The sequence below is a fragment of the Alicyclobacillus acidoterrestris genome (assembly GCF_022674245.1).
Classification (GTDB): domain Bacteria; phylum Bacillota; class Bacilli; order Alicyclobacillales; family Alicyclobacillaceae; genus Alicyclobacillus; species Alicyclobacillus acidoterrestris.
Window position 1 is genome coordinate 2,852,432 of record NZ_CP080467.1, and the last position, 19,406, is coordinate 2,871,837.

20 protein-coding genes and 1 pseudogene are annotated in these 19,406 nt (G+C 50.4%); 10 read left to right on the forward strand and 11 right to left on the reverse strand.

Annotated elements, in window-relative coordinates:
* The first annotated feature begins 67 nt into the window (after positions 1–67).
* Together tnpC and K1I37_RS13885 are read left to right on the forward strand one after the other, a co-directional pair.
* On the forward strand, positions 68–1,657 hold the full coding sequence (gene tnpC, locus K1I37_RS13880) for an IS66 family transposase (RefSeq protein WP_242215911.1): 1,590 nt from the start codon (positions 68–70) through the stop codon (positions 1,655–1,657).
* 316 nt (positions 1,658–1,973) lie between these two features.
* Complete coding sequence (locus K1I37_RS13885) at positions 1,974–2,513, forward strand: hypothetical protein (RefSeq protein ID WP_146825003.1); 540 nt, start codon at positions 1,974–1,976, stop codon at positions 2,511–2,513.
* Between the two features lie 23 nt (positions 2,514–2,536).
* Here K1I37_RS13885 and K1I37_RS13890 read toward each other — a convergent pair whose 3' ends face one another.
* Entirely contained in the window at positions 2,537–2,860 is a 324-nt protein-coding gene (locus tag K1I37_RS13890; RefSeq protein WP_146825002.1) for a hypothetical protein, read from the reverse strand.
* A gap of 178 nt (positions 2,861–3,038) precedes the next feature.
* Here K1I37_RS13890 and K1I37_RS21925 point away from each other — a divergent pair, with 178 nt between their 5' ends.
* From K1I37_RS21925 to K1I37_RS13905, 4 genes are read left to right on the forward strand one after another with little or no spacing between them, the layout of a single operon-like run.
* Positions 3,039–3,584 (forward strand): DUF6431 domain-containing protein, encoded by a 546-nt coding sequence (locus tag K1I37_RS21925; protein ID WP_081653889.1) that lies wholly within the window; start codon positions 3,039–3,041, stop codon positions 3,582–3,584.
* Positions 3,585–3,598: 14 nt separating this feature from the next.
* On the forward strand, positions 3,599–4,951 hold the full coding sequence (locus K1I37_RS13895; protein WP_242215919.1) for a DDE-type integrase/transposase/recombinase: 1,353 nt from the start codon (positions 3,599–3,601) through the stop codon (positions 4,949–4,951).
* Positions 4,944–5,747, forward strand: coding sequence for an ExeA family protein (locus K1I37_RS13900; protein ID WP_021295037.1), 804 nt, complete (start codon positions 4,944–4,946; stop codon positions 5,745–5,747). The genes K1I37_RS13895 and K1I37_RS13900 overlap by 8 nt, the downstream gene beginning before the upstream one ends.
* On the forward strand, positions 5,747–5,977 hold the full coding sequence (locus tag K1I37_RS13905; RefSeq protein WP_031217800.1) for a DUF5348 domain-containing protein: 231 nt from the start codon (positions 5,747–5,749) through the stop codon (positions 5,975–5,977). The genes K1I37_RS13900 and K1I37_RS13905 overlap by 1 nt, the downstream gene beginning before the upstream one ends.
* Positions 5,978–6,091: 114 nt before the next feature.
* Here the strand turns inward: K1I37_RS13905 and K1I37_RS13910 are convergent, their stop codons facing one another.
* Together K1I37_RS13910 and K1I37_RS13915 are read right to left on the reverse strand one after the other, a co-directional pair.
* A complete protein-coding gene (locus K1I37_RS13910; protein WP_242216014.1) occupies positions 6,092–6,592 on the reverse strand; it encodes an ExeA family protein in 501 nt (166 codons plus the stop codon).
* 5 nt (positions 6,593–6,597) lie between these two features.
* Entirely contained in the window at positions 6,598–7,977 is a 1,380-nt protein-coding gene (locus K1I37_RS13915; protein WP_021295220.1) for a DDE-type integrase/transposase/recombinase, read from the reverse strand.
* 1,252 nt (positions 7,978–9,229) lie between these two features.
* Between K1I37_RS13915 and K1I37_RS22080 the strand changes: the two are divergent.
* Positions 9,230–9,444 (forward strand): annotated as a pseudogene (locus K1I37_RS22080) (transposase); the annotation flags it as partial.
* A gap of 35 nt (positions 9,445–9,479) precedes the next feature.
* Here the strand turns inward: K1I37_RS22080 and K1I37_RS13920 are convergent.
* The gene (locus K1I37_RS13920) at positions 9,480–10,706 is read right to left on the reverse strand and encodes an IS256 family transposase (RefSeq protein ID WP_146824841.1); all 1,227 of its coding nucleotides are present in this window, start codon (positions 10,704–10,706) and stop codon (positions 9,480–9,482) included.
* A 138-nt stretch (positions 10,707–10,844) separates the two neighbouring features.
* On the opposite strand from K1I37_RS13920, the gene K1I37_RS21935 reads away from it, so the two are divergent.
* From K1I37_RS21935 to K1I37_RS21940, 3 genes are all read left to right on the forward strand, one after another.
* Positions 10,845–10,955 (forward strand): hypothetical protein, encoded by a 111-nt coding sequence (locus K1I37_RS21935; RefSeq protein ID WP_206922944.1) that lies wholly within the window; start codon positions 10,845–10,847, stop codon positions 10,953–10,955.
* Between the two features lie 23 nt (positions 10,956–10,978).
* The gene (locus tag K1I37_RS13925) at positions 10,979–11,302 is read left to right on the forward strand and encodes a hypothetical protein (protein ID WP_081653953.1); all 324 of its coding nucleotides are present in this window, start codon (positions 10,979–10,981) and stop codon (positions 11,300–11,302) included.
* Positions 11,303–11,452: 150 nt separating this feature from the next.
* Positions 11,453–11,851 carry a transposase gene (locus K1I37_RS21940; protein WP_161624323.1) on the forward strand — a complete coding sequence of 133 codons (399 nt, stop codon included), beginning with the start codon at positions 11,453–11,455 and terminating at the stop codon, positions 11,849–11,851.
* A 381-nt stretch (positions 11,852–12,232) separates the two neighbouring features.
* Here the strand turns inward: K1I37_RS21940 and K1I37_RS13930 are convergent, their stop codons facing one another.
* From K1I37_RS13930 to K1I37_RS13960, 7 genes are all read right to left on the reverse strand, one after another.
* Positions 12,233–13,456 carry an ABC transporter permease subunit gene (locus K1I37_RS13930; RefSeq protein WP_021295213.1) on the reverse strand — a complete coding sequence of 408 codons (1,224 nt, stop codon included), beginning with the start codon at positions 13,454–13,456 and terminating at the stop codon, positions 12,233–12,235.
* The gene (locus K1I37_RS13935; protein WP_021295214.1) at positions 13,449–14,396 is read right to left on the reverse strand and encodes an ABC transporter ATP-binding protein; all 948 of its coding nucleotides are present in this window, start codon (positions 14,394–14,396) and stop codon (positions 13,449–13,451) included. The genes K1I37_RS13930 and K1I37_RS13935 overlap by 8 nt, the downstream gene beginning before the upstream one ends.
* A gap of 3 nt (positions 14,397–14,399) precedes the next feature.
* On the reverse strand, positions 14,400–15,446 hold the full coding sequence (locus tag K1I37_RS13940) for an ABC transporter permease subunit (protein ID WP_021295215.1): 1,047 nt from the start codon (positions 15,444–15,446) through the stop codon (positions 14,400–14,402).
* The gene (locus tag K1I37_RS13945) at positions 15,427–16,338 is read right to left on the reverse strand and encodes an ABC transporter ATP-binding protein (protein WP_021295216.1); all 912 of its coding nucleotides are present in this window, start codon (positions 16,336–16,338) and stop codon (positions 15,427–15,429) included. Before K1I37_RS13945 ends, K1I37_RS13940 begins: the two co-directional genes overlap by 20 nt.
* Positions 16,335–16,784 carry a GntR family transcriptional regulator gene (locus K1I37_RS13950; RefSeq protein WP_021295217.1) on the reverse strand — a complete coding sequence of 150 codons (450 nt, stop codon included), beginning with the start codon at positions 16,782–16,784 and terminating at the stop codon, positions 16,335–16,337. The genes K1I37_RS13945 and K1I37_RS13950 overlap by 4 nt, the downstream gene beginning before the upstream one ends.
* 256 nt (positions 16,785–17,040) lie before the next feature.
* Entirely contained in the window at positions 17,041–17,415 is a 375-nt protein-coding gene (locus K1I37_RS13955; protein ID WP_021295218.1) for a VOC family protein, read from the reverse strand.
* Between the two features lie 254 nt (positions 17,416–17,669).
* Positions 17,670–18,986: an IS1380 family transposase gene (locus K1I37_RS13960; protein WP_242215904.1), complete on the reverse strand. Its 1,317-nt coding sequence runs from the start codon at positions 18,984–18,986 to the stop codon at positions 17,670–17,672.
* Positions 18,987–19,406: the final 420 nt, after the last annotated feature.

The window sequence follows — 19,406 nt, forward strand, 5'->3', positions numbered from 1 at the left end:
GCAAAATAAAAGTTCCGTAATCTCTTTTGTGACAAGGGATTTTAGCTCGCATGTCGAAATATATAGCATGGCGAAACCAAAGAGTTCCACCACCGAACAGGTTGAATCCTTGCAGCAAGAAAACACCATACTTAAGCAGCAAAATGACGAACTCAAGTCTAAGGTAGAGTGGCTTGAGGAGAAATTGCGCAAAGCAACTCACCAACGTTTTGCTGCGTCTAGTGAACGGACCAAGACCGACTCCGTACAGACGCTGTTGTTTAACGAAGCCGAAGTCGAGTCTGAACCTACGCTTGAAGAGCCCACCATGGAAACCATCACCTACAAGCGAAAAAAGAAACGTCCGGGTCAGCGTGATGAACTCCTAAAGGACCTGCCCGTGGAGCGAATGGAGTATCGCTTACCCGAAGAGGAGCAGGTGTGTTCCTGCTGTGGTGGCGCCATGCATGAAATGAGTTCTGAAACGCGAACTGAGATAAAAATCATTCCGGCTCAGATGAAGGTCGTGGAGCATGTTCAATATATCTACGCCTGTCGTCATTGTGAGAAGCATGAAACTGAAACCCCTGTTGTGAAAGCTTCCATGCCACGTCCGGCATTTCCGGGGAGCTTAGCTTCTGCCTCAGCAGTGGCTTACATCATGAGTAAGAAATACGTCGAGGGGATGCCACTCTATCGGCAGGAGCAACAGTTTGAGCGACAGGGCTTTCCGTTATCACGACAAACCATGGCCAATTGGGTCCTAGCCGGTGCAACGACATGGTTGAGTAAAATATACGACCGGATGCACCAGGAACTCTTACAACGGAAGTACTTACACGCAGACGAGACAACGCTGCAGGTACTTCACGAATCCGGCAGAACCGCAGATACGAAGTCCTACATGTGGCTCTACCGCAGTGGACGGGACGGTCCACCCATTGTTTTGTACGACTACCAAGAGACGCGCAGTCGGGAGCATCCAACAAGGTTCCTCCAAGGATTTCACGGATACATCCATGTGGATGGCTACGTAGGGTACGAGGACATTCCGGATGTGACCCTGTCAGGGTGCTGGAGTCATGCCCGAAGGAAATTCGACGAGGCCATCAAGGCCTTACCCGCATCCAAACGGAACACGCCCGTGGCTGCAAGGGAAGGACTGGAATATTGCAATCGTCTCTTCAAAATTGAGCGTGGGTTAAAAGACATAACTCCCGAGAAGCGGTACGAACAGCGCCTCGAGCAAAGTCGTCCAGTCCTGGATGCTTTTTTGCCATGGCTTGAATTCCAGAAGGAAAACATACTCCCAAAGAGTGCCTTGGGAGAGGCAGTGAATTATTGCCTACGCCAATGGGGTAAGCTCACCGTGTTCCTTGAGGATGGCCATCTGGAGATCGATAACAACCGCGGTGAACGTTCCATTAAGCCATTTGTGATCGGGAGAAAGAACTTCCTGTTCAGCAATACGCCGCGCGGAGCTAGAGCGAGCGCCATCACATACAGTATCGTGGAAACTGCAAAAGAGAATGGACTCGACCCGTTTCAATATCTGTGCTATCTGTTCGAGCAACTACCAAACGTCCCCGACGATGAATCTGACTCGTTGGCCGCGCTGCTGCCTTGGGCTGGGAACTTACCGGACGAAGTGCGACATTCAAGGAGAAAGACTCCATAACACGACAGTAGTCCCCGCCGTAACCGGTGGGGATTTCTGATTATAATGACGACGAATGACCTACCTTCAATGTGTCCTGCGTTTGACGCTTACCTACATCCGACACGGTGCTAGCTCCCCTCCCGTCATCTACACAATTAGACGAATCAACAATCACTTTTGCGCGCTTTATCTTAAGAAAATAGCATTCAAGTTACTTATAAGGATAAACCAAAACAACTTTCTATTTTATTAATAATAATGAAATCATTGATCTTCTCAACAAAATTGTATATAATTTCAATTGTTTAGACAATATACAAAGGGGTTGTTTTGTATGAGAAAAGGTATTGCTCTAGCGTTAGTATCAAGTTTTGCTATTATGGGCTCGACAATTGGTACTGCTTTCGCCTCAACTGCCGGCTTCCGACCAAGCACTTCATATGAATCATCCGTGGTTCAACAACAAGTTGAAAGCGGGGATGTAACATCAATTAGCCCCGGCCTAGGACAAGCTGCTCAACAGGCAAGCTCACTCTTGAATCCCTCCGTGAGCATCTCACCAGAAGTCTTACCTGGGAGTGGGTGGACAAAGGTTTACTCAAGCACCATTAGCGATATTGGTTCAACTGGATACGACACTTCAGATTTTTATATTGGTTCCGCACTTGAGGTAGACGCTTCTTCGTATGCGACGGCTCCTCAGAATTCTGGAGGCTCGTATTATATTGCCTTGTGGCGGGACAACGGCATTTTTTCTTCGCCAACTTTAGTTAAAAGCTCCGCTACCTTCCCTTATTGTAGCCGCTCACGCTGTTTGTCGGTGGTTAGTTTACCGCCATTGGCGGAGCGGCTGCAACGTCAGTCTGCTATGTAGTTGAGTGCTACGCCGTCAATCACTCAGCCCGCGCTTCCTCTTTGCCATTCCTGGTCCGTTAAAACCCGCCCTACATGGCTCTCATCAATTGCCTCGCTGTTTTTTGCGGCTGCATCATACAGCGCCTGCGTACACATTTGATTCACCACCCGTGGTATTCCCTTGCTGGCCGCATGAATCATTTGCATCGCGGCGTCCGTAAACACGGGCAGATTGCCCCCGGTTTGTTTCATTTGGTGTCGAATATACTCCGTTGACTCCTCACGGGTCATGCCACTTAAATGGTACGCCATCTCTATCCGCTGAGATATGGCCTCATACTTTTTCAACCGAAGCTTGCGGCGCATTGTTTTGGCCAATCCATAATGGCCGAAAGTTGACTGAATTGCCTGTCCAGGAGTTGACGTATATCATGTCCTTATCCTAGGAATGGAAAAGGACGTCTCCTTTTGCGTTGCACCGCCCGAACAGTGCAACAGGAAACGTCCCCAACTCGTATGGTAATTCTATCAGATTATCAGCTCGTTGAGCAGTCCACCCGAGTTTTTTGTTCGGAGTGAGGAATGCATCCCGTGTCCTTGCTGTCAGGGCCAACTTGTTGTATGCGGAAGCCGACGTAGACGTTATACGCAGAGTAACGGTGACCAACTCACCCTTATCATTCGGCGCCTTCGTTGCACGGAGTGTCATCGTATCCACCACGAACTCCCAGATATTCTTGTGCCCTACAAGCGCTATGACCGAGAAAGTATAGAGCAGATCATTACCGAATCATCCCCTTCAGTGGGGGCGGACGAATCCACCATCCGCCGTGTCCGTCAATGGTTCGAGACATGGTCTTCGTATGCTACCGGTTGTCTGGTTGCTATTGCAAACCGTCACGGCCGTGTGTTGGAACCGTCCTATCCAACACAATCCTCACTCCATCGAATTGGACATTTGGTCGGCGACGCCGTCGGGTGGATGGCCCGTGCTGTCCGCCCTATTGCAAATCTACATTTGTGGACACATACCCGTTCTGCCTTTGTGTCCGCTTCTTCTCTGTCTACTATTCAGGCTAACCCCACTTGAAGGAGAGGTTAGCCATGAAAGATTGGAAAAAAGCGGAGGATGTGGCCGTGTATCGTGTTCAGTTGCTGTCTCCACTTTTGGAAGATGGACTGGATTCAGCGCAACTTCGCAGACGCAAGGCAGAGATCTGTGCACAGACCGGGTTATCGGAACGAACATTGCGCCGCTATTTAGCTACATTTCGTGAACAAGGTTTTGAGGGACTCAAACCGAGGTCAAAATCTAGCCGTCGAGCTCAGGTGATCCCGGATGAGATTCTGGAAGAGGCCATTTTGTTGCGCAGAGAGGTTCCTTCTCGAAGCGTCTCGCAGATCATTCGTATTCTCGAATGGGAAGGAAAAGTGGCACCTGGGGAAATTCGGAGAACAACTCTTCAAGAGAAACTTGCTCGTCGAGGATATAGTGCCGGACACATGCGAATGTATGCTGAAACCGGTGTGGCAGCGCGTAGGTTTCAGCGCCGTCACCGCAATCAGTTGTGGCAATCGGACATCAAGTTTGGCCCTTATCTCCCCATTGGAACGAATGGTTCAAAGCAACAGGTCTATCTCGTGGTTATGTTGGATGACGCAACTCGTTTTGTTCTCCACGGGAGGTTTTACCCCACGCTGGACCAAACCATTGTGGAAGACTGCTTTCGCCAAGCTGTACAAAAGCACGGTATACCAGAGGCTATCTACTTTGACAACGGCAAACAATTCAGAACCAAATGGATGACTCGAACCTGTTCAAAGCTCGGGACACGGCTGCTTTACGCGAAACCCTATGCGCCGGAGTCGAAGGGAAAAATAGAGCGGTTTAATCGTATCGTCGACTCGTTTCTGGACGAAATCGCTGCGGCGAAACCTAAGACATTGGAACAATTGAATCAACAATTTGAGGTCTGGTTAAGTGAATGTTATCAGAACCAACCTCACTCCGCACTTCAGAATCAGATGAGCCCCGAGACTGCCTATCGTAGCGACCATAAAGCCATTCGTTTCATCTCACCAGAGAGCATCGCGGATGCCTTTTTGCATGCCGAAACTCGAAAAGTGGACAAGTCCGGTTGTATCAACTTCATGGGTAAGAAGTATGAAGTGGGTCTGTCATTCATCGGTTGTAAGGTGAATGTCATATACGACCCTGCAGATATCACGGAACTCACCATCGAATACGCGGGTCACCAGCCTTGGACTGTGGGAGAACTGGTGATTGGTGAACGGGCTGGGCAAAGACCTAAACTGCCAGAGCGGTTCGAGAACCAAAACGTTGACACATCTCGTCTGTTGGATGCAGCCGAGAAGAAGCATCAGGATCGGATTGAGCGTATCACGCCTGCAGTCCGCTATGACGCGGTCTGGAAGGAGGAGAATGGTCGTGTTTGAATCGTTCTACGGCTTTACTCACACGCCCTTCTCACGAGATATTCCAACAGATGAACTCTACATGTCATCTACACTGGAGGACATTCTCGGTCGGCTGAAGTATGCTGCGGAGCGTCAGTGGTTCGCAGTGGTGACTGGAGATTGTGGAACCGGAAAAACCACAACCATCCGTCGTTTCTCGGAGGCGCTGGAACAGTCGAAGTTCAAAATTCTGTACCTGTCGGATTCTAAGCTGACCCCACGACATTTTTACAAGGGGATGCTCGAGCAACTCGGTTGCGAGGCTAAGTTTTATCGCGGCGACGCGAAACGTCAATTGCATCGTGAGATTGAGCTGATGCGTGGGATACATAGCCTCAGTCCAGTTGTGGTCGTAGACGAAGCACATTTGCTAGATCGGGAGATGCTCGAGGAAGTAAGATTTCTTTTGAATTTTAAAATGGATGCGCAAAGTCCTATGGCGCTAATTCTCGTCGGACAGAGTGAGCTCTGGGAACGGCTCAACTTACAGGCTTACGCCGCCATTCGGCAACGCATTGATCTACAGTGTAAGTTGCATCACTACGACCGCGCTGAAATCGGGGCATACATTGAACGTCATCTAGCCTACGCGGTAGCTGGACAGCAATCTATTTTCTCGGATAAGGCTGTCGATGAAATCTATCGTTTCTCGGGTGGAGCTCCACGACTGGTCAACAAACTCTGTACGCACTGTCTCATGTATGGGGCTCAAAATCGGCAACGGATCATCGACGACCACATGGTCGAGCGCGTCATTCAAGGTGAATGCTCATGATGGCACGGAGATTACAGATGTTCTACGATCCAGAGTTGTCGCGTTGGGTGGTTGAGGGCAAAAATGAGTGGTACAGTTTGCACTGCGGGGAGATTGTGCAATTTCACATTGAACGCACAACGCTTAGTGGACGGCTAGAGCTTGGACGAACATCTTGGTACATCATCAGCGGCGACGTCGCGTTTGGACTCTTAGAAAATCGGCGATATTTGGTTAGCGTCGACCTTTAGAAACACTGTCGGGAGGGGAGGAAACTTCCTTCCCATTTTTGCAAGCGTTCTTGGACAGCGAATCCGTCAGTTCTCGGTCAACTTACACCGTCAGTTTTCGGACGTTATGCTATGTCAGTAACAGCGCATCTCTGGTTGGCCAACGAGTAAGAGTGGAAACGGGGAACTCGCATCCATCTGTTGGTTTCGTACAAAGCGAAGTTCTTGAATCATCTCCTCAGACATGTCCTGCGCTTCATCTATCACAACGACCCATCCCCGCTCCATACCAGCTTGTCCTTGAATCCGCTCATGCCAAAGCTTCCTAGCCTTGCTTAGCCCAAACGGCATGGCCTCACCCATGTAGGACAACAACTCTGCGTAGAAGTCTTTCGGCTTCAGTCCGAGTACACAAATGTAAACAGGAAGAAATTTCATTTCATCCAAACCGGTTAATAACCTCCGGATGAGCGTCGTTTTGCCGCTGCCTACTTCACCAGTGAGCAGGCCCAGAGATTTGTGTTCAAGCACATAATGCAGCCGCGCCATTGCTTCTTTGTGGCCCCCGGTTTCAAACAGTCCATCCACCGTCACGTCCCTACGAAATGGTTCGTTGCTCCAGTTCCATTTCTCCATGGGTGTCACTGTGCATCACCATCCATCGTTGTAGAGAATTTCAGGCCCTCAGCTTGCTGCTTCTTCCGCTCCTTCAGTGCATCAAACAGGCTCACACCAGGCCTTATATCATCTTCGGTGGGCTGTTGCTCCTTGTGTACACGCCGGTCATAGGGATGGGTCAAATCAATCGTTTTTGCATCCGGCCATCGTTTTTCGCCTGTCCACACCTGAATGGTAGACAAATCGAATGGGTCGTAGCGTAATTGGATGGTCGTCCTCGCCAACTCGCTATCCACCTCGAATCGGTTTCCTTGCAAAGAAACACACCCTGCTTTGTCCACCTTCCGTTCCTCTTGCCAATAGAAAATTTCGTTTAAGTCTGCCTCCGGGATGCGCCTTGTCTTTCTCTCACTAGCGGCCACTCGTTCCTGCGGTGACACACCCGTACTACCATGTTTTCTCACATGGTAGAATGCAGTTACCCAAGTGTGAAATACTTCATTGAGCTCTTCTAGAGTCTCTACATCACCACGAGCTACGGCTTCATACGCCTCCGGGATAAAGCTTGTGTCAAGGAATCGGAATATCCGCTCAATTTTCCCACGACCAGCAGGGCGGTAGGGCTTACTGTGTGAGAGACTGACGCCAAGCCTTGCACAAATGCGCTTGAGGTGGTGGGACGAAAAGACGGCTCCATTATCGACATACAGTTTTTCGGGCACACCGTGGTGTAAAATTGCTTTCTTGAAACTATCCTCTAGACGGGGCATCTGCTCATCCCAATAGAACTGTGCATGAACAATCATTCGGCTGTAATCATCAAGGATGGCAAATAAGATCGCTTTTTTCTTCCGTCCCGGATTGTTTGGGTCTGGAAGATATAAGGCGTGCTTAAAATCCGCTTGCCACAAAAGGTGAATGTCCTCTACTTCAAATCTCCGAAAGGTACCCTTGTTTTGCGGAACAATCAGCACATCGCGGCGACTGAGCCCTGCTTGCCTTAGGTGCCTGGCCAATGTGCTCGTTGCGACAGACCCTGGCTGTGCAATCCCTTCGGCCTCAAGCAGTAGAATAATCTGTTCCACGCTTCGCTCTGGCCTTGCACGGCGAAGCTCCGAAGCGCGTTGTAAGACTGGAGTGGACAGCTTGGTCAGCCCTTTGTCCTGGCGGACTTTCGGCTTCAGCGCATCATAACCGCCCTTGCGGTACGCAGCCAAATACCGCTCAAGCGTCCGCACGCTTACCTGTGTTTGTGTACTCCCAGGAATATCGTAGTCTCGTGCGCTCACCTCTCTTAATAACGCACCGAGCTCACCCGGTGTCATCGGCGTCTGCCGACTTACAACGGGTGAAATCAGACTGTACCGAAATAACGCAATTTGCTCTCTCAACGTCAAATCCATTCCATGGTTCCTCCTTCAATGGTGGGATGTGTCCATTTTCCGGGGAACTGAGGACAGGCTCCATAGACATATGTTGTGGGGAACTTTACTTGGTAAACAAACCTGGGGACGTTCCGATCCGAAACAGGGTATGAAACAGGCGAGCGTTCACGCACATTGACGCAACCTGGTTCCAAACTCGTTGAAGCAAGGCAAGCTGTGTTTTCGGACGGTCGCGGCCCCGGGGGATGTCCAAGGTTGGATCACGTTCAATAAGCCATTGCCAAAAATACGCCTCTACATCGTGCAACCATCCGCGCCAACGAACTGTCCACCGCCACACCGTGCGGGATGAAAGAGGGCCTATCGGCGGAGCCACTTGTTCAGCCGCCTGCTCACATGAGTTTCCTTCATCCACAGCCATGAGAACATCTTCCTGGACATCCCATGTGCAACGCTCATAGCGACCAATAAAGGAAGGCAGTACACTGACTGTTTTCAGACACAACGGACACTGAAATCGAAAGATAGGAATCAGACAGCGACCTTCGTGGCACCACACAGGTCTTCGGTAAACCCCGTGCCGATTGAGGCGTGTATTCGCACCACAGCGATTACACGCTTGTGGACGGATACTAGAAACATCCTCCTGCTCACAAAACGCAAGATAGGACTGGACATCTTCAAATGAAATCACGTATGCTGATGGCATAGTCCATATGGAAAGCGTTTAAAACGCATTCCAGTCGGGAAGAGAGACGAGGCGGCCAAACCTGAAGTCTCTCTTCTTTTATGCGCTCCTCCTATGACTGTCGGTAGAATCATACGATCCATACGACAATCATCCGCATAATCCTCCGCCACTTCAGATAACAAAAGACCGCCCATCCTCCGTCAGGAAGCGTGAGCGGCTACACCTTATGGAGCAAGCTCTGCGTCACCCGCAAGTGGTCACGTTGATTGGTACAACATACCGTCCGGTTCCAACTACTACCTACAACTCTTCAGTGATCAAGCACGAGTAACTTCAAACGTCACTGCCTATTACTCCTAATTTTCTTTTTCGTACACGCAAGTGGGGCCCAAAAGTGCTTCGGTACTGAGAACACTCCCTGTTTTTGTATAAGTATGGCGAATTTACTGTTTATACACAAAAAAGAAATCGCTCATCCGGTAAAATGTAAGTGTCAAGCAAACATAAACCGAATGGAGCGATTTCTTTTGAGTAACGTTACCTTCATTAGAGTATAGCATGGATTAACTTTTCCTACCAATGAATTTGGAAGACCTCATTCCCCCAATCATATTGTACGTATTGTGAACGACACCGTGAATCGAATGAACGACGGGCTTTTTCTTCAGCACTATTCTGGCGGTGGTCGGAGTCCTTTCCATCCCAAAATGCTTACCAAAGTACTTGTCTACGCATATACACAACGAATTTACTCTTCCAGTCAGATCGCTAAGGTAGTGTCCCGTCAAGTGGTGTAAATTGTTTGAGTGCAATCACTCTGTGACTTGGGTCATTTATGTAAAACAGACGTCGGTGCCAGTAACTCTTGTTCCTGAGTTCCCGTCAGTCTCGCCATCGACTCTCTGCTAAAGTATCGCCGTGCAACGATCCACTCATCGTTTTGCTCCTGGAGAATGGCTCCACCAAGTCGTATCACGGAATCCCGATTTGGAAAGATGCCAACCACGTCAAAGCGTCGCCGCAGTTCACGGTTTAAACGTTCCAGCGGGTTTGTGGAGCAGATTTGCTTCCAGTGCTCCTTTGGAAATGCCATGTAGGCAAGTACGTCTTCCTCTGCACGTTCTAGGACATCCATCGCCTTCGGAAACTTTCCCTGGAGCTGTTCTACGACAACAGCAAGTTGTTGTTTAGCTGCCTCCTGCGTTGGCTGAGCGAATATCGTCCGGACAATGGACGAGACCATCGCCTGTGACGTCCTGGGTACCTGACTCAAGATGTTACGCATGGTGTGAACTCGGCATCTCTGCCAGGTAGCTCCTGTTAAAGCAGATGCAATGGCACTACGTAGTCCTTCATGGGCATCGCTTATCGCCAACTGAACGCCTCGCAGACCACGTGCAACAAGACTACGGATGAAAGTCAGCCAGAACGAGCCGTCCTCACTGGTACCAATGTCAAATCCCAATACCTCTCTCTCACCGGTGGCTCTCACCCCAATGGCAATCACAAACGCCATACTCTGGACACGTCCGCCCTCACGGACCTTGGGAAACGTCGCATCCAACCACAAATATGGATACGTTCCTTCAAGCGGACGGTTCTTGAAGTCCTGCACAACGTCATCTAGCTCCTTACAGATGCGAGATACTTCACTCTTGCTGATTCCCTGAATCCCCATGGATTCAACCAACTCATCCACCTTGCGGGTACTCACACCATGCACATAGGCCTCTTGAACAACCGATAAAAGCGCCTTCTCAGCTTTTCTCCTGGGTTCCAGAATACTGGGGAAGTAACTCCCTCTACGAAGCTTAGGAATCTGCAGATCAATCGTTCCAACACGAGTGTCCCACTCTCTATCACGGTGTCCATTTCGACTATTACTGCGCTTGTTAGTACGCTCGTAGCGTTCAGCACCGATAAGCGAGCTGACCTCAGCATCCATCACTGCCTGCGTAAGGACTCTCAGACCCTCCTTCAAAAAGTCCACATCACCATCTTCTAATCCGATCTTGCGAATCAACTCCAAAAGTGCGATCTTATCCGTATAAGCCATCGATGTGCCTCCTCTACTGATTGCTCGTCACTTTTAGTAGATTGCACTCGATGGCTTTTTCGTCAAGATCTAACCACTGAATTTACACCACTACTTGAGACTCTAACTGCTAAGGCGTTGCGGGAGAATATCCATTTTATGTGGCTAAGCGCCCGCAAGACACCCGACTTCCGTACCATCAATCGGTACCGCTCGGAGCGAATCAAGAACCTTGTAGAACAAGTTTTGCGGCGGTACTTGAACTGCTGATCGACGAAGGTGAGCATTACTTCTTGGACGGAACCAAAATTGAGGCGAACGCGAATCGCTGCACCTTTGTCTGGAAGAAGTCCACAGATCGTCTTCAGGCCCGGTTACAAACACAAAGCCGGGAGTTGTTAGCGGAAATCGAAGAAGTAAACCAACGGGAACAACTCGAATATGGAGAGCTAAATCTGGCGGAACTAGGAAGGGAGCAGCCCATTACTTCAGAACAACAACGAATGAATTCCCCTAAAAAAATCTCTTCGCAAGGCAATACGCAAGATCCGCAAGGACTACCTGCCTCGATGCGAAAAATACGAAATGCAGCAAGCTATGTTTCAAGGCGGCGATAATAATTACAACAAAACGGATTCGAACGCCACCTTCACGCGAATGAAAGAGAACCACATGAATAATGGACAACTTAAGCCTGACTACAATGTCCAGTGGGAACGGAAAATCAATTAAGTTCAATACACTGGACATACGATGCTGAACGAGATGTGTACATTTGCGCGGGCAATCAGCGAATAACCTTCCGGTACGAACGAACGGTCAAAACCGAGACTGGATACTCATTGAAAAAACGCTATTACCAGTGCGACGCTTATGACTCGTATCCGCTAAAAAGTCAATGCACCAAATCACAAAACAACCGTCAAATTGGAGTCAGTGTAGCTTTGCTAGAACATAAGCAAAGAGCACGAGAGAACTTGAGAAGTGAACGAGGACGAAAGCTATCCGCACAGCGCATGGTGGAGGTGGAAAGCGTGTTTTGTCACGCCAAAGGAAATCGGGTATTTAGACGATTCCTTCTACGGGACTTTCCCAAAGTGCACATCGAAATGGGGTTGGTAAGTGTTGCTCATAACCTACTGAAATTGGTAGCGTTCCTCGCCTAGACGAGGAACGCTACCAATTCATCACATATTTTCTTCGTTCAACGCAGTTCAAACAATCGAGAAGGATGTCCCGCTAAGCATCAAAAATGCCTTTTGGGACACTCGCCACTAAAATCGAGTACACACATTGTGCTCGTACCACATGCAGGTTTCGCAGTCGCGTTTTTCGACATTATCGTCTGCCATTGGGCAATACACCAAGGCATTATTCGTGTCGATAAACGATTTCACATCAGGGTGAATACTGATAACTTGCGGTTTTGTTCTATTTGAAAAGTGTATTTCTGAGTCCAATCCTCATCTTCCTACCTTCAGAACATTACGTCCACATTATATATCAGAATGAAGGTCCGGAAAAATCGAAGTTTAGCGGGGTCGTCCTCAAGCATTCAACACGTCCTTGCGCGTGAAATACAGAAGTGAAGCGATGAGACAAACTATCCCCCACGCCGCCAGTACAACGAGCCCCGTGGTCAAGGTGACGCTCATCTTCAATTGTTCGGCCAGTGCCCCGGTCCAATTGCTAAACAGGTTGAGGTGCGTTGGAAACAGCGCCACAACGACTTTACTATGCACAAAGCTGACAGAAATGCCGCCGATAATCACCACACCCAGCGCAACCGCAGTGCTCGCCATCGCCGATTTGAACAACGCACTACACAGAAACGCGATGGTCGCGACAACGAGCATCGCCAGCGTGGTGAGTAAGATGCCATAGACGACAAACTGCCACTCAGGAAGGATGAGGGTATGTGCGTAGTGCGCAACCGGATCCAATTGGGCAGGGCCTGTATTGACAACCTGGCCGCTTTGTTGCGGCTGTTGGACGAATGTATAGCGGGTTCCAACCAACTCCGGCAACTTGGCCCCACCTGTGCCCAGAATGCCGCAGCCAACCAACAGCAGCGCAACGCACACCGCCACAGTTAACGCCGCCGTGGCAGCCATACTCGCGAGCCATTTGCCGAACAAGATTTTAAAACGCGACACGGGTCGAATTAAAAGTAACTTAATCGTTCCACTCGTCGTCTCTCCAGACACCATATCCGCTACGAGAATCACTGCCAACAAGGGAAGGAAGATCTGCGTGGCCACCGAAATGAAACTCGTGAATTCTTGATAAGCCGATTGTTCTCCAGGGACAAGCGGAGGGACATCGTGTGCCAATTGATAATTTAACCGTAGCAAACTGCCTTGATCCATGCTCATGGTCGTGCTGTCGTGCTCTGCTGCGGCCATCTTCTCGTCTTGCTTCGTTTGGGTGATCTCGTCGCGCACATTTTGGCGCCAATTCTCGTTGCCATTCTGATAGGCCGCAATTTGTCCTTGCAGGCTCTTGATTTGCTGATTGTCGGCCTGAATCTGCGCTTTCGTCTGGTCTGTCATCTTTTGCGCCTTCTGCTGTGCGATATCCTGTTTCAGTGTAGCCACTTGTTGTTGCCAGGCGCTTGGCGAATTATACCGCAATTGCTCTTGATGGTCGTGGTAAGTGCTCAAAGCGAACAATCCGACCACGAATGCGCCGAGAACTGCCGCCACCCACATGCGCTTGCGACGCATCAGTTTCATCCATTCGTTCGCAAACACGCTTGCTAACTCAAGCATTTGCGACACCTCCCGCAGGCGTCGAGGAAGACGACGCCAACTTGTCATCCGTGAGTTCCAGGAACGCTTCCTCCAAGGACTCTCGTGCCGGTTCCACGGCATATATGTCGATCTCGGCTCGAACCAGATCTCGAATCAACTTTGGAATGGCAGAACCGTCTGTCCGCACGCGAATCACATGCGCTGCAGACACTTCGGCGTCCCACTGCCTGTCCTTCAACACGCGCACCGCCGCATTTTCATTCGACACGCGGATCATCGCAGCGCTCGCCGTCCCATCGACCAACGAACTGACCGAGCGCTGTGCAATGATGCGTCCCCCTTTGAGGATGGCAACGCGATCGCACATCATTTGAATCTCGCTCAGTAAATGGCTGGAAACCAAGACACTCATGCCACCTTGGGCAAGGTTGCGGATCATTTCGCGGAATTCGCGTATGCCGGCGGGATCGAGCCCGTTGGTCGGCTCATCGAGCACCAGCAGCTTGGGATTCGCAAGCAACGCTTGGGCGACACCCAGGCGCTGACGCATGCCAAGTGAGTAGCGCTTCACTTTGTCGTCAACACGCCCTGTGAGCCCGACGAGGTCAACCACCTCTTCAATGCGCCGCTTCGCATGAGGGATACCCGCCAGGCGAGCGTAATGCACCAAGTTCTGACGGGCTGTGAGGTAGCTGTACGTCTCCGGATTTTCGACAATTGCACCAACGTGAGAGAGCGCCGCCCGCCTGTCGCGCGAGATGTCGTGCCCCATCACGCGGATACTGCCTTTGGTGGGACGAATGAGCCCGACAATCATTCGGATGGTCGTCGTTTTACCGGCCCCGTTTGGGCCCAGAAACCCATATACCTCGCCGGGTTCCACCGCCATATTTACGTCGTCCACAATCAGGCGTCGGCCAATCGTCTTCGATACGTGTTCGAGCGTTAATACGGACATTGATCAGTGTGCCTCCCTGTGGTTTCGATTGCCCATCCACCGGCTTGTATAGTAGAAAATCCCCCAAATGATGAGGCTCGAAATCGGAAACCAAACGACAAATGAAACGTCTGTCGAGTTGGTGATTTGCGTTGCCGCAATGAATGACCCGACGACCAGACTGAAACAAACCGAGAACGCGCGCCACACCCATGGAAAGATAAACAGGTGATTGAAACGTTCGGGCCGGGCCCGTTGAAAAGATCCTTGCGCAACCATGTAGAACAGAACAATCAGTGCGAGGTACCAGACCAAAAATAGCCCGTTATAGCTGACAGGGTGATACAACATGCTGTACGGTGAAAATCTGGACAGAAATTCCGCCAATTCACCTGGGCGAGGGAGTATTTCCGTTGGTCTGACGATATTCACCCATATTTCTTCACCCAGCATGCCAAGCCATATGGGCGCGAACGGTACCGCCAGGCTACACAGGCCCGCTGCAATCACGTTGCCAACGCAAACTGAGACGGCAAAGGCAATCGCGAACACCGACTCCAATAGCACAAACTCGCCGACGAACCAAAGCAAAATTTGCCCCGGCGACACAGGCAACGGATTAAATCCATTCACGACGAAATTCACGATGGTGATAATCAGAACCGCCAACAACAAAGTGAAACTGCCAAGGAAAAACTTCGTCCGCAGCAGGGCTTTGCGCGACACTGGGCCACACAGCGAATACCACAGTGATCCCTGCCCCCTATCCAGGCAGACGAACACCACCGCTAAAACGACCGCCACCAACATCGCCATAAACCCGACGCCGGAACCCGCCCCTTTGGATCCGCCGATATACAAAACGCTGTCGCTGAAGTTCTGCCAGAATTCTTGGCGAACGACCATGACGTTCTCGTGATACACACCCGTTGATGCGGCGGCCTTGTGCTGCAAGAACATCAGCACATTCCAGACTGGCGCCCAGCAGATGGCGACAACGCAGAAGACCATCCACCACCGTTGCAACTTCCACTCCCGATACAAAAGGGCCTTAGGAAAGTAAGATGCCATCGCGCGAATACCCTTCTTTCTGCATAACGTATCGGAACAATTCCTCGAATCCTACGTCCATCACCTCGAGGTATGTCGCACCGGATTCCCGCAACCGCTTGGCCAAATCGTCGCCAGTGCCCTCGACCACGAAGGTGTAAAATTGCCCCCTGCTCGTCCGCTCCAAGACACCCGGCCAATGGTCTATGTCTGCGGGCGGTCCACCAGGAAGAACCGCTTGAACGTGTTTGATGGCGCCCTTCAGGTCGTCAAGCATCCCATCCATCACCATTCTGCCGCGGTATAACAGGCCAACCCCATCAACAATTCGCTCCACGTCCGCCAATTGATGCGTTGCGATAACGACCGTGCTCCCCTGGGCCGCTTCTTGCACAATGAGTTGGAGAAACTGGCGCTTCACAATCGGATCAAGTCCATTTGTCGGCTCATCGAGCACAAGCAGATCCGGGCGCGCGGACAATGCAATCGCGAGTCGCAGTTGCATCGTCATGCCGAGCGACAAATTGCGAACGCGACGATTGAGCGGAAGTTCGAGCGCCCGAACGAGCATCTGGCAGCGCGTGTCATCCCATCGCTCGTACAACAATCGCGAGTACGTCAGCACATCTTTGACCTGTAATTGTTTAAAAAAACTCCCATCGGCCGCGACATAATGGACACGCTGACGGATTTGCGCCGAGTCGCGCTCGAGCACTTGCCCGAAGAGGCGTACCTCACCCGCATCTGGCCACATCAGTCCGATGAGCATTCGCATCAAGGTCGTCTTACCTGCCCCATTCGCGCCGACAAGGCCATAAATCGCGCCTTGTGGAACATTCAGTGATACGCCGTCGATCACGGTGACATCACCAAATTGTTTTGTTACATCGTGCGTCTCGACGATGGACGTCACAATTTTTCCCCCTCTTCCGTTGATTCCGGTGCCTCCGTCTCCCTACTCAATCGCCATTCCTCCATCACCTGATGGAACATCTGCCACAACTCCTCGTGACTCATTCGCAGGTGGTGCGCCTCAATCAGCAACTTGCGTATCGTCTCACGCATCTCCTCTCGCCGCTGTTCGGCGTTCGGAGCTGTCGGCTGCAGCGTAATGAATGTGCCACGGCCGCGAATCACTTCAATCACGTTTTCCCGCTCCAATTCCCTGTAGGCCTTCGCCACCGTATTGTGATTAATGGCCAACTCCACAGAGAGTTCACGCACCGATTGCAATTTGTCACCGGGGTTCAAGATCCCCTTGGCGACGTTCGCCTTCACACTCTCCACAATCTGTTGATACATCGGTACCGGAGAGCGTGGATCCACGTGTATCCACATGCCCATGCCCCTATCCGTCATGACGCTGTGTTCCTCTTGTACTATGTGTACCGCTTCATGTGGTACACACGAACTGTAGTATACCCAGTAGCAAGCTGTCAAGTGTTCTATTGAAAACGCTCTGTTCGGTTAAACGGGGGATTTCTTACACCATGAAAAGAGGGGCGTAATTTGTCCTGGATGCGAGGCAAATCAACGGTGCGGTATGGCAAGTTCTACTTTGCCACGACGAGTGTCACCAGAACCCGACGGTGTTGAAAGTCATAACCCCCTCGGCTTACAGCCACTCTAGGAATTCAAGGCGGTTTCCGAACGGATCGTTCAAGTAGAAACGTTTTACACCTTCATCTGCACGAGCGTCGTCGTCAATTACGTTGACACCTTTCTGTAATAGGTACTCCCGCAACTCGCTGATGTTTTCGACATGAAATGCGGGGTGTGCCTTGATCGCAGGAACAAAGTCCTTTTGAACACCGATATGTACTTGGTGTTTGCCACATTGAAACCATACGCCACCACGCTTACGAAGGGGTTCTGGTTTGGGGATTTCCTCCCAACCTAACAGGTCGACGAAAAACCTGCGTTCTTCGGCTTCGCAACCTTCGGGAGCGGCCAATTGAACGTGGTCAATGCCAGAAAACTTGAATGCCATTTCCATCCCCTCTTTCTTTCCATCTACTCTATTATTTTACACGATATTAGGTCTTCCATATTTCGTCAAGGTACTTTTTATCCCGGATTTCGACGATTAGGTGATTGAGGTCATTGACCGGGGCATGTTTTCAAGTATTTGGTGGATTTGTTAGCGAACACGGCGAAATCATGGTACGGAACTAGAGCAATGGACACAATTCCCCCCTCCCCAAGCCAGGCTATGAACTCCACTTTTTCAATTGGAAGAAAAATCTACGTGGCGGCATGAAGCATGATCAACGACCGATGCTTTGCATACACGGGAAGACGAATGCTCCACTGGCGTGCATGACGCACTAGAATCCCAGGTAGATGGAATAGTCTTCGTCTGAGCCGTCCGGCGGTCCACTGTCGCACCCCTGGTTGAAGCGCGACGTGCTTGTACAGCAGGAGTAGATTATACGCAAGTAGCTTTAGACCTTGCAGCGCTTTGTTGGCATCGAAATTCTGGCTGGAGAATCGGTCAATGGCAAATCCATATTTGGCTTCCTTGATGTGATTCTCAGCGTTACCACGAAAGTTATAGAAGTGCCATACATCCTCGCCGCTCCAGTCAAACGTTGTGGCAATCGCCTCGTATTCCCAGAGCCAATCCGCACACAGGCACTCCTGGGGGTCAATGTCTAAGCGACGCACAATCACGACCCGCCGAGGCCTGTCCCAGGATGTTGCCTGATACATGATGGAAGTAACGTCACAATGTTCCCGGTCACTCTCTGTGATGCAGTGCCAGAGGAGATTTGGCGCTTGCGCCAACTGTGCGAGTCGCTTGGTCCACTTCAGTTTGATGACGTAATCCCGCTGATCTTGCTCCAATATCTGAAACACTTTTTCTCCGGTAAACCCTTTATCCATGCGGACGGCACGAATGTTGACGCCATCCGGCAACTGGTCTTTCATCGCCTTGTAGAAATCCGCAAATCCATCTGATGTATGGGCGTCACCAGAGCGCAACTCATCATAGAGACAACAACCAGTGAGTGAATCAAACGCCAGCAAGGGATGGAAACTCGCTCGTCCGTGATGGTGTGGATTATATCCAACAGCGGACTGTTGCTGCGCGCCATAAACAGTCTCTACAGAGGAGTCGATATCGACCACGATGCCTTGTCCTTTGGGGAGAAGTGACCTTAGGATTTGTCTATGCGCCGAACGTATCGCTTTGATGCCAGCGTCGGAACCGAGCCGCTTCAGATCCTTATACAACAGAGTCGTATCAGGCAGTTTCGGCACGTCCAACTTCAGCTTCAACAGGGGATCTTGTTCGATGTCCTCAAAGTGGAAAATCCGTTCCTGACCCAGCAAGGAACCGAAAATGACGGTCAGAGCAATATCGTCCATGTGGAACTGGGTGTTTCTGCCCTTGCGTAATCCATGTACCCAAAACTCCCTGTCAATACCCGTTCCCAAAACGAAATCTATGAGACCACTTGCACCGCCAAAGGAGGTGGCGGCATTCAAATCGTAGCGAGTATGAATTGTAGAGCTTTTACGAGCAAACTGACTTCGTGTATGATTATATTGTTTCACCCAAAAGGTGCTCCTTCCTAGCGAAGATGTGGTTCTCGACAAACTCATCTTAGCCATACGGGGAGCACCTTTTCAATTATTCACACCAGTTCATGAGGACACAATCGTCGAAATCCGGGTTTATATTAGTTTTTGTTCCTTAGAAGCCGATAGATCAGTTCCACAAAGAACCCAAGAATTAGCCCTGAGAATCCACTCATTAAAATATGGCCGACAATAGCACCTGTTGAGGCGGACTGAACCACTTTGCCATCAACTTCCGCGTACGATTGAGTATTCAAGAGGCCTACTAGCAATCCGAAGACAGTTAACACAACAACCGGTCTTAAGACCTTGCGAATCATCTTCTCATCTCCAGAAAATTCTTAACCCGAAAGCGTTATTCCTAATAATAACACAAAAGGTTGATATGGGGTGTGT

Bases quoted from the DNA above. Each gene is read 5' to 3' on its own strand.
- K1I37_RS13955 (WP_021295218.1), bottom strand. From the start codon at position 17,415: ATGGCATTCAAGTTTTCTGGCATTGACCACGTTCAATTGGCCGCTCCC.
- K1I37_RS13905 (WP_031217800.1), top strand. From the start codon at position 5,747: ATGGCACGGAGATTACAGATGTTCTACGATCCAGAGTTGTCGCGTTGG.
- K1I37_RS13895 (WP_242215919.1), top strand. From the start codon at position 3,599: ATGAAAGATTGGAAAAAAGCGGAGGATGTGGCCGTGTATCGTGTTCAG.
- K1I37_RS21935 (WP_206922944.1), top strand. From the start codon at position 10,845: ATGTGGCTAAGCGCCCGCAAGACACCCGACTTCCGTACCATCAATCGG.
- K1I37_RS13935 (WP_021295214.1), bottom strand. From the start codon at position 14,396: ATGTCCGTATTAACGCTCGAACACGTATCGAAGACGATTGGCCGACGC.
- tnpC (WP_242215911.1), top strand. From the start codon at position 68: ATGGCGAAACCAAAGAGTTCCACCACCGAACAGGTTGAATCCTTGCAG.
- K1I37_RS13890 (WP_146825002.1), bottom strand. From the start codon at position 2,860: ATGCGCCGCAAGCTTCGGTTGAAAAAGTATGAGGCCATATCTCAGCGG.
- K1I37_RS13940 (WP_021295215.1), bottom strand. From the start codon at position 15,446: ATGGCATCTTACTTTCCTAAGGCCCTTTTGTATCGGGAGTGGAAGTTG.
- K1I37_RS13915 (WP_021295220.1), bottom strand. From the start codon at position 7,977: ATGGATTTGACGTTGAGAGAGCAAATTGCGTTATTTCGGTACAGTCTG.
- K1I37_RS13930 (WP_021295213.1), bottom strand. From the start codon at position 13,456: ATGCTTGAGTTAGCAAGCGTGTTTGCGAACGAATGGATGAAACTGATG.
- K1I37_RS13920 (WP_146824841.1), bottom strand. From the start codon at position 10,706: ATGGCTTATACGGATAAGATCGCACTTTTGGAGTTGATTCGCAAGATC.
- K1I37_RS13910 (WP_242216014.1), bottom strand. From the start codon at position 6,592: ATGGAGAAATGGAACTGGAGCAACGAACCATTTCGTAGGGACGTGACG.
- K1I37_RS13885 (WP_146825003.1), top strand. From the start codon at position 1,974: ATGAGAAAAGGTATTGCTCTAGCGTTAGTATCAAGTTTTGCTATTATG.
- K1I37_RS13950 (WP_021295217.1), bottom strand. From the start codon at position 16,784: ATGACGGATAGGGGCATGGGCATGTGGATACACGTGGATCCACGCTCT.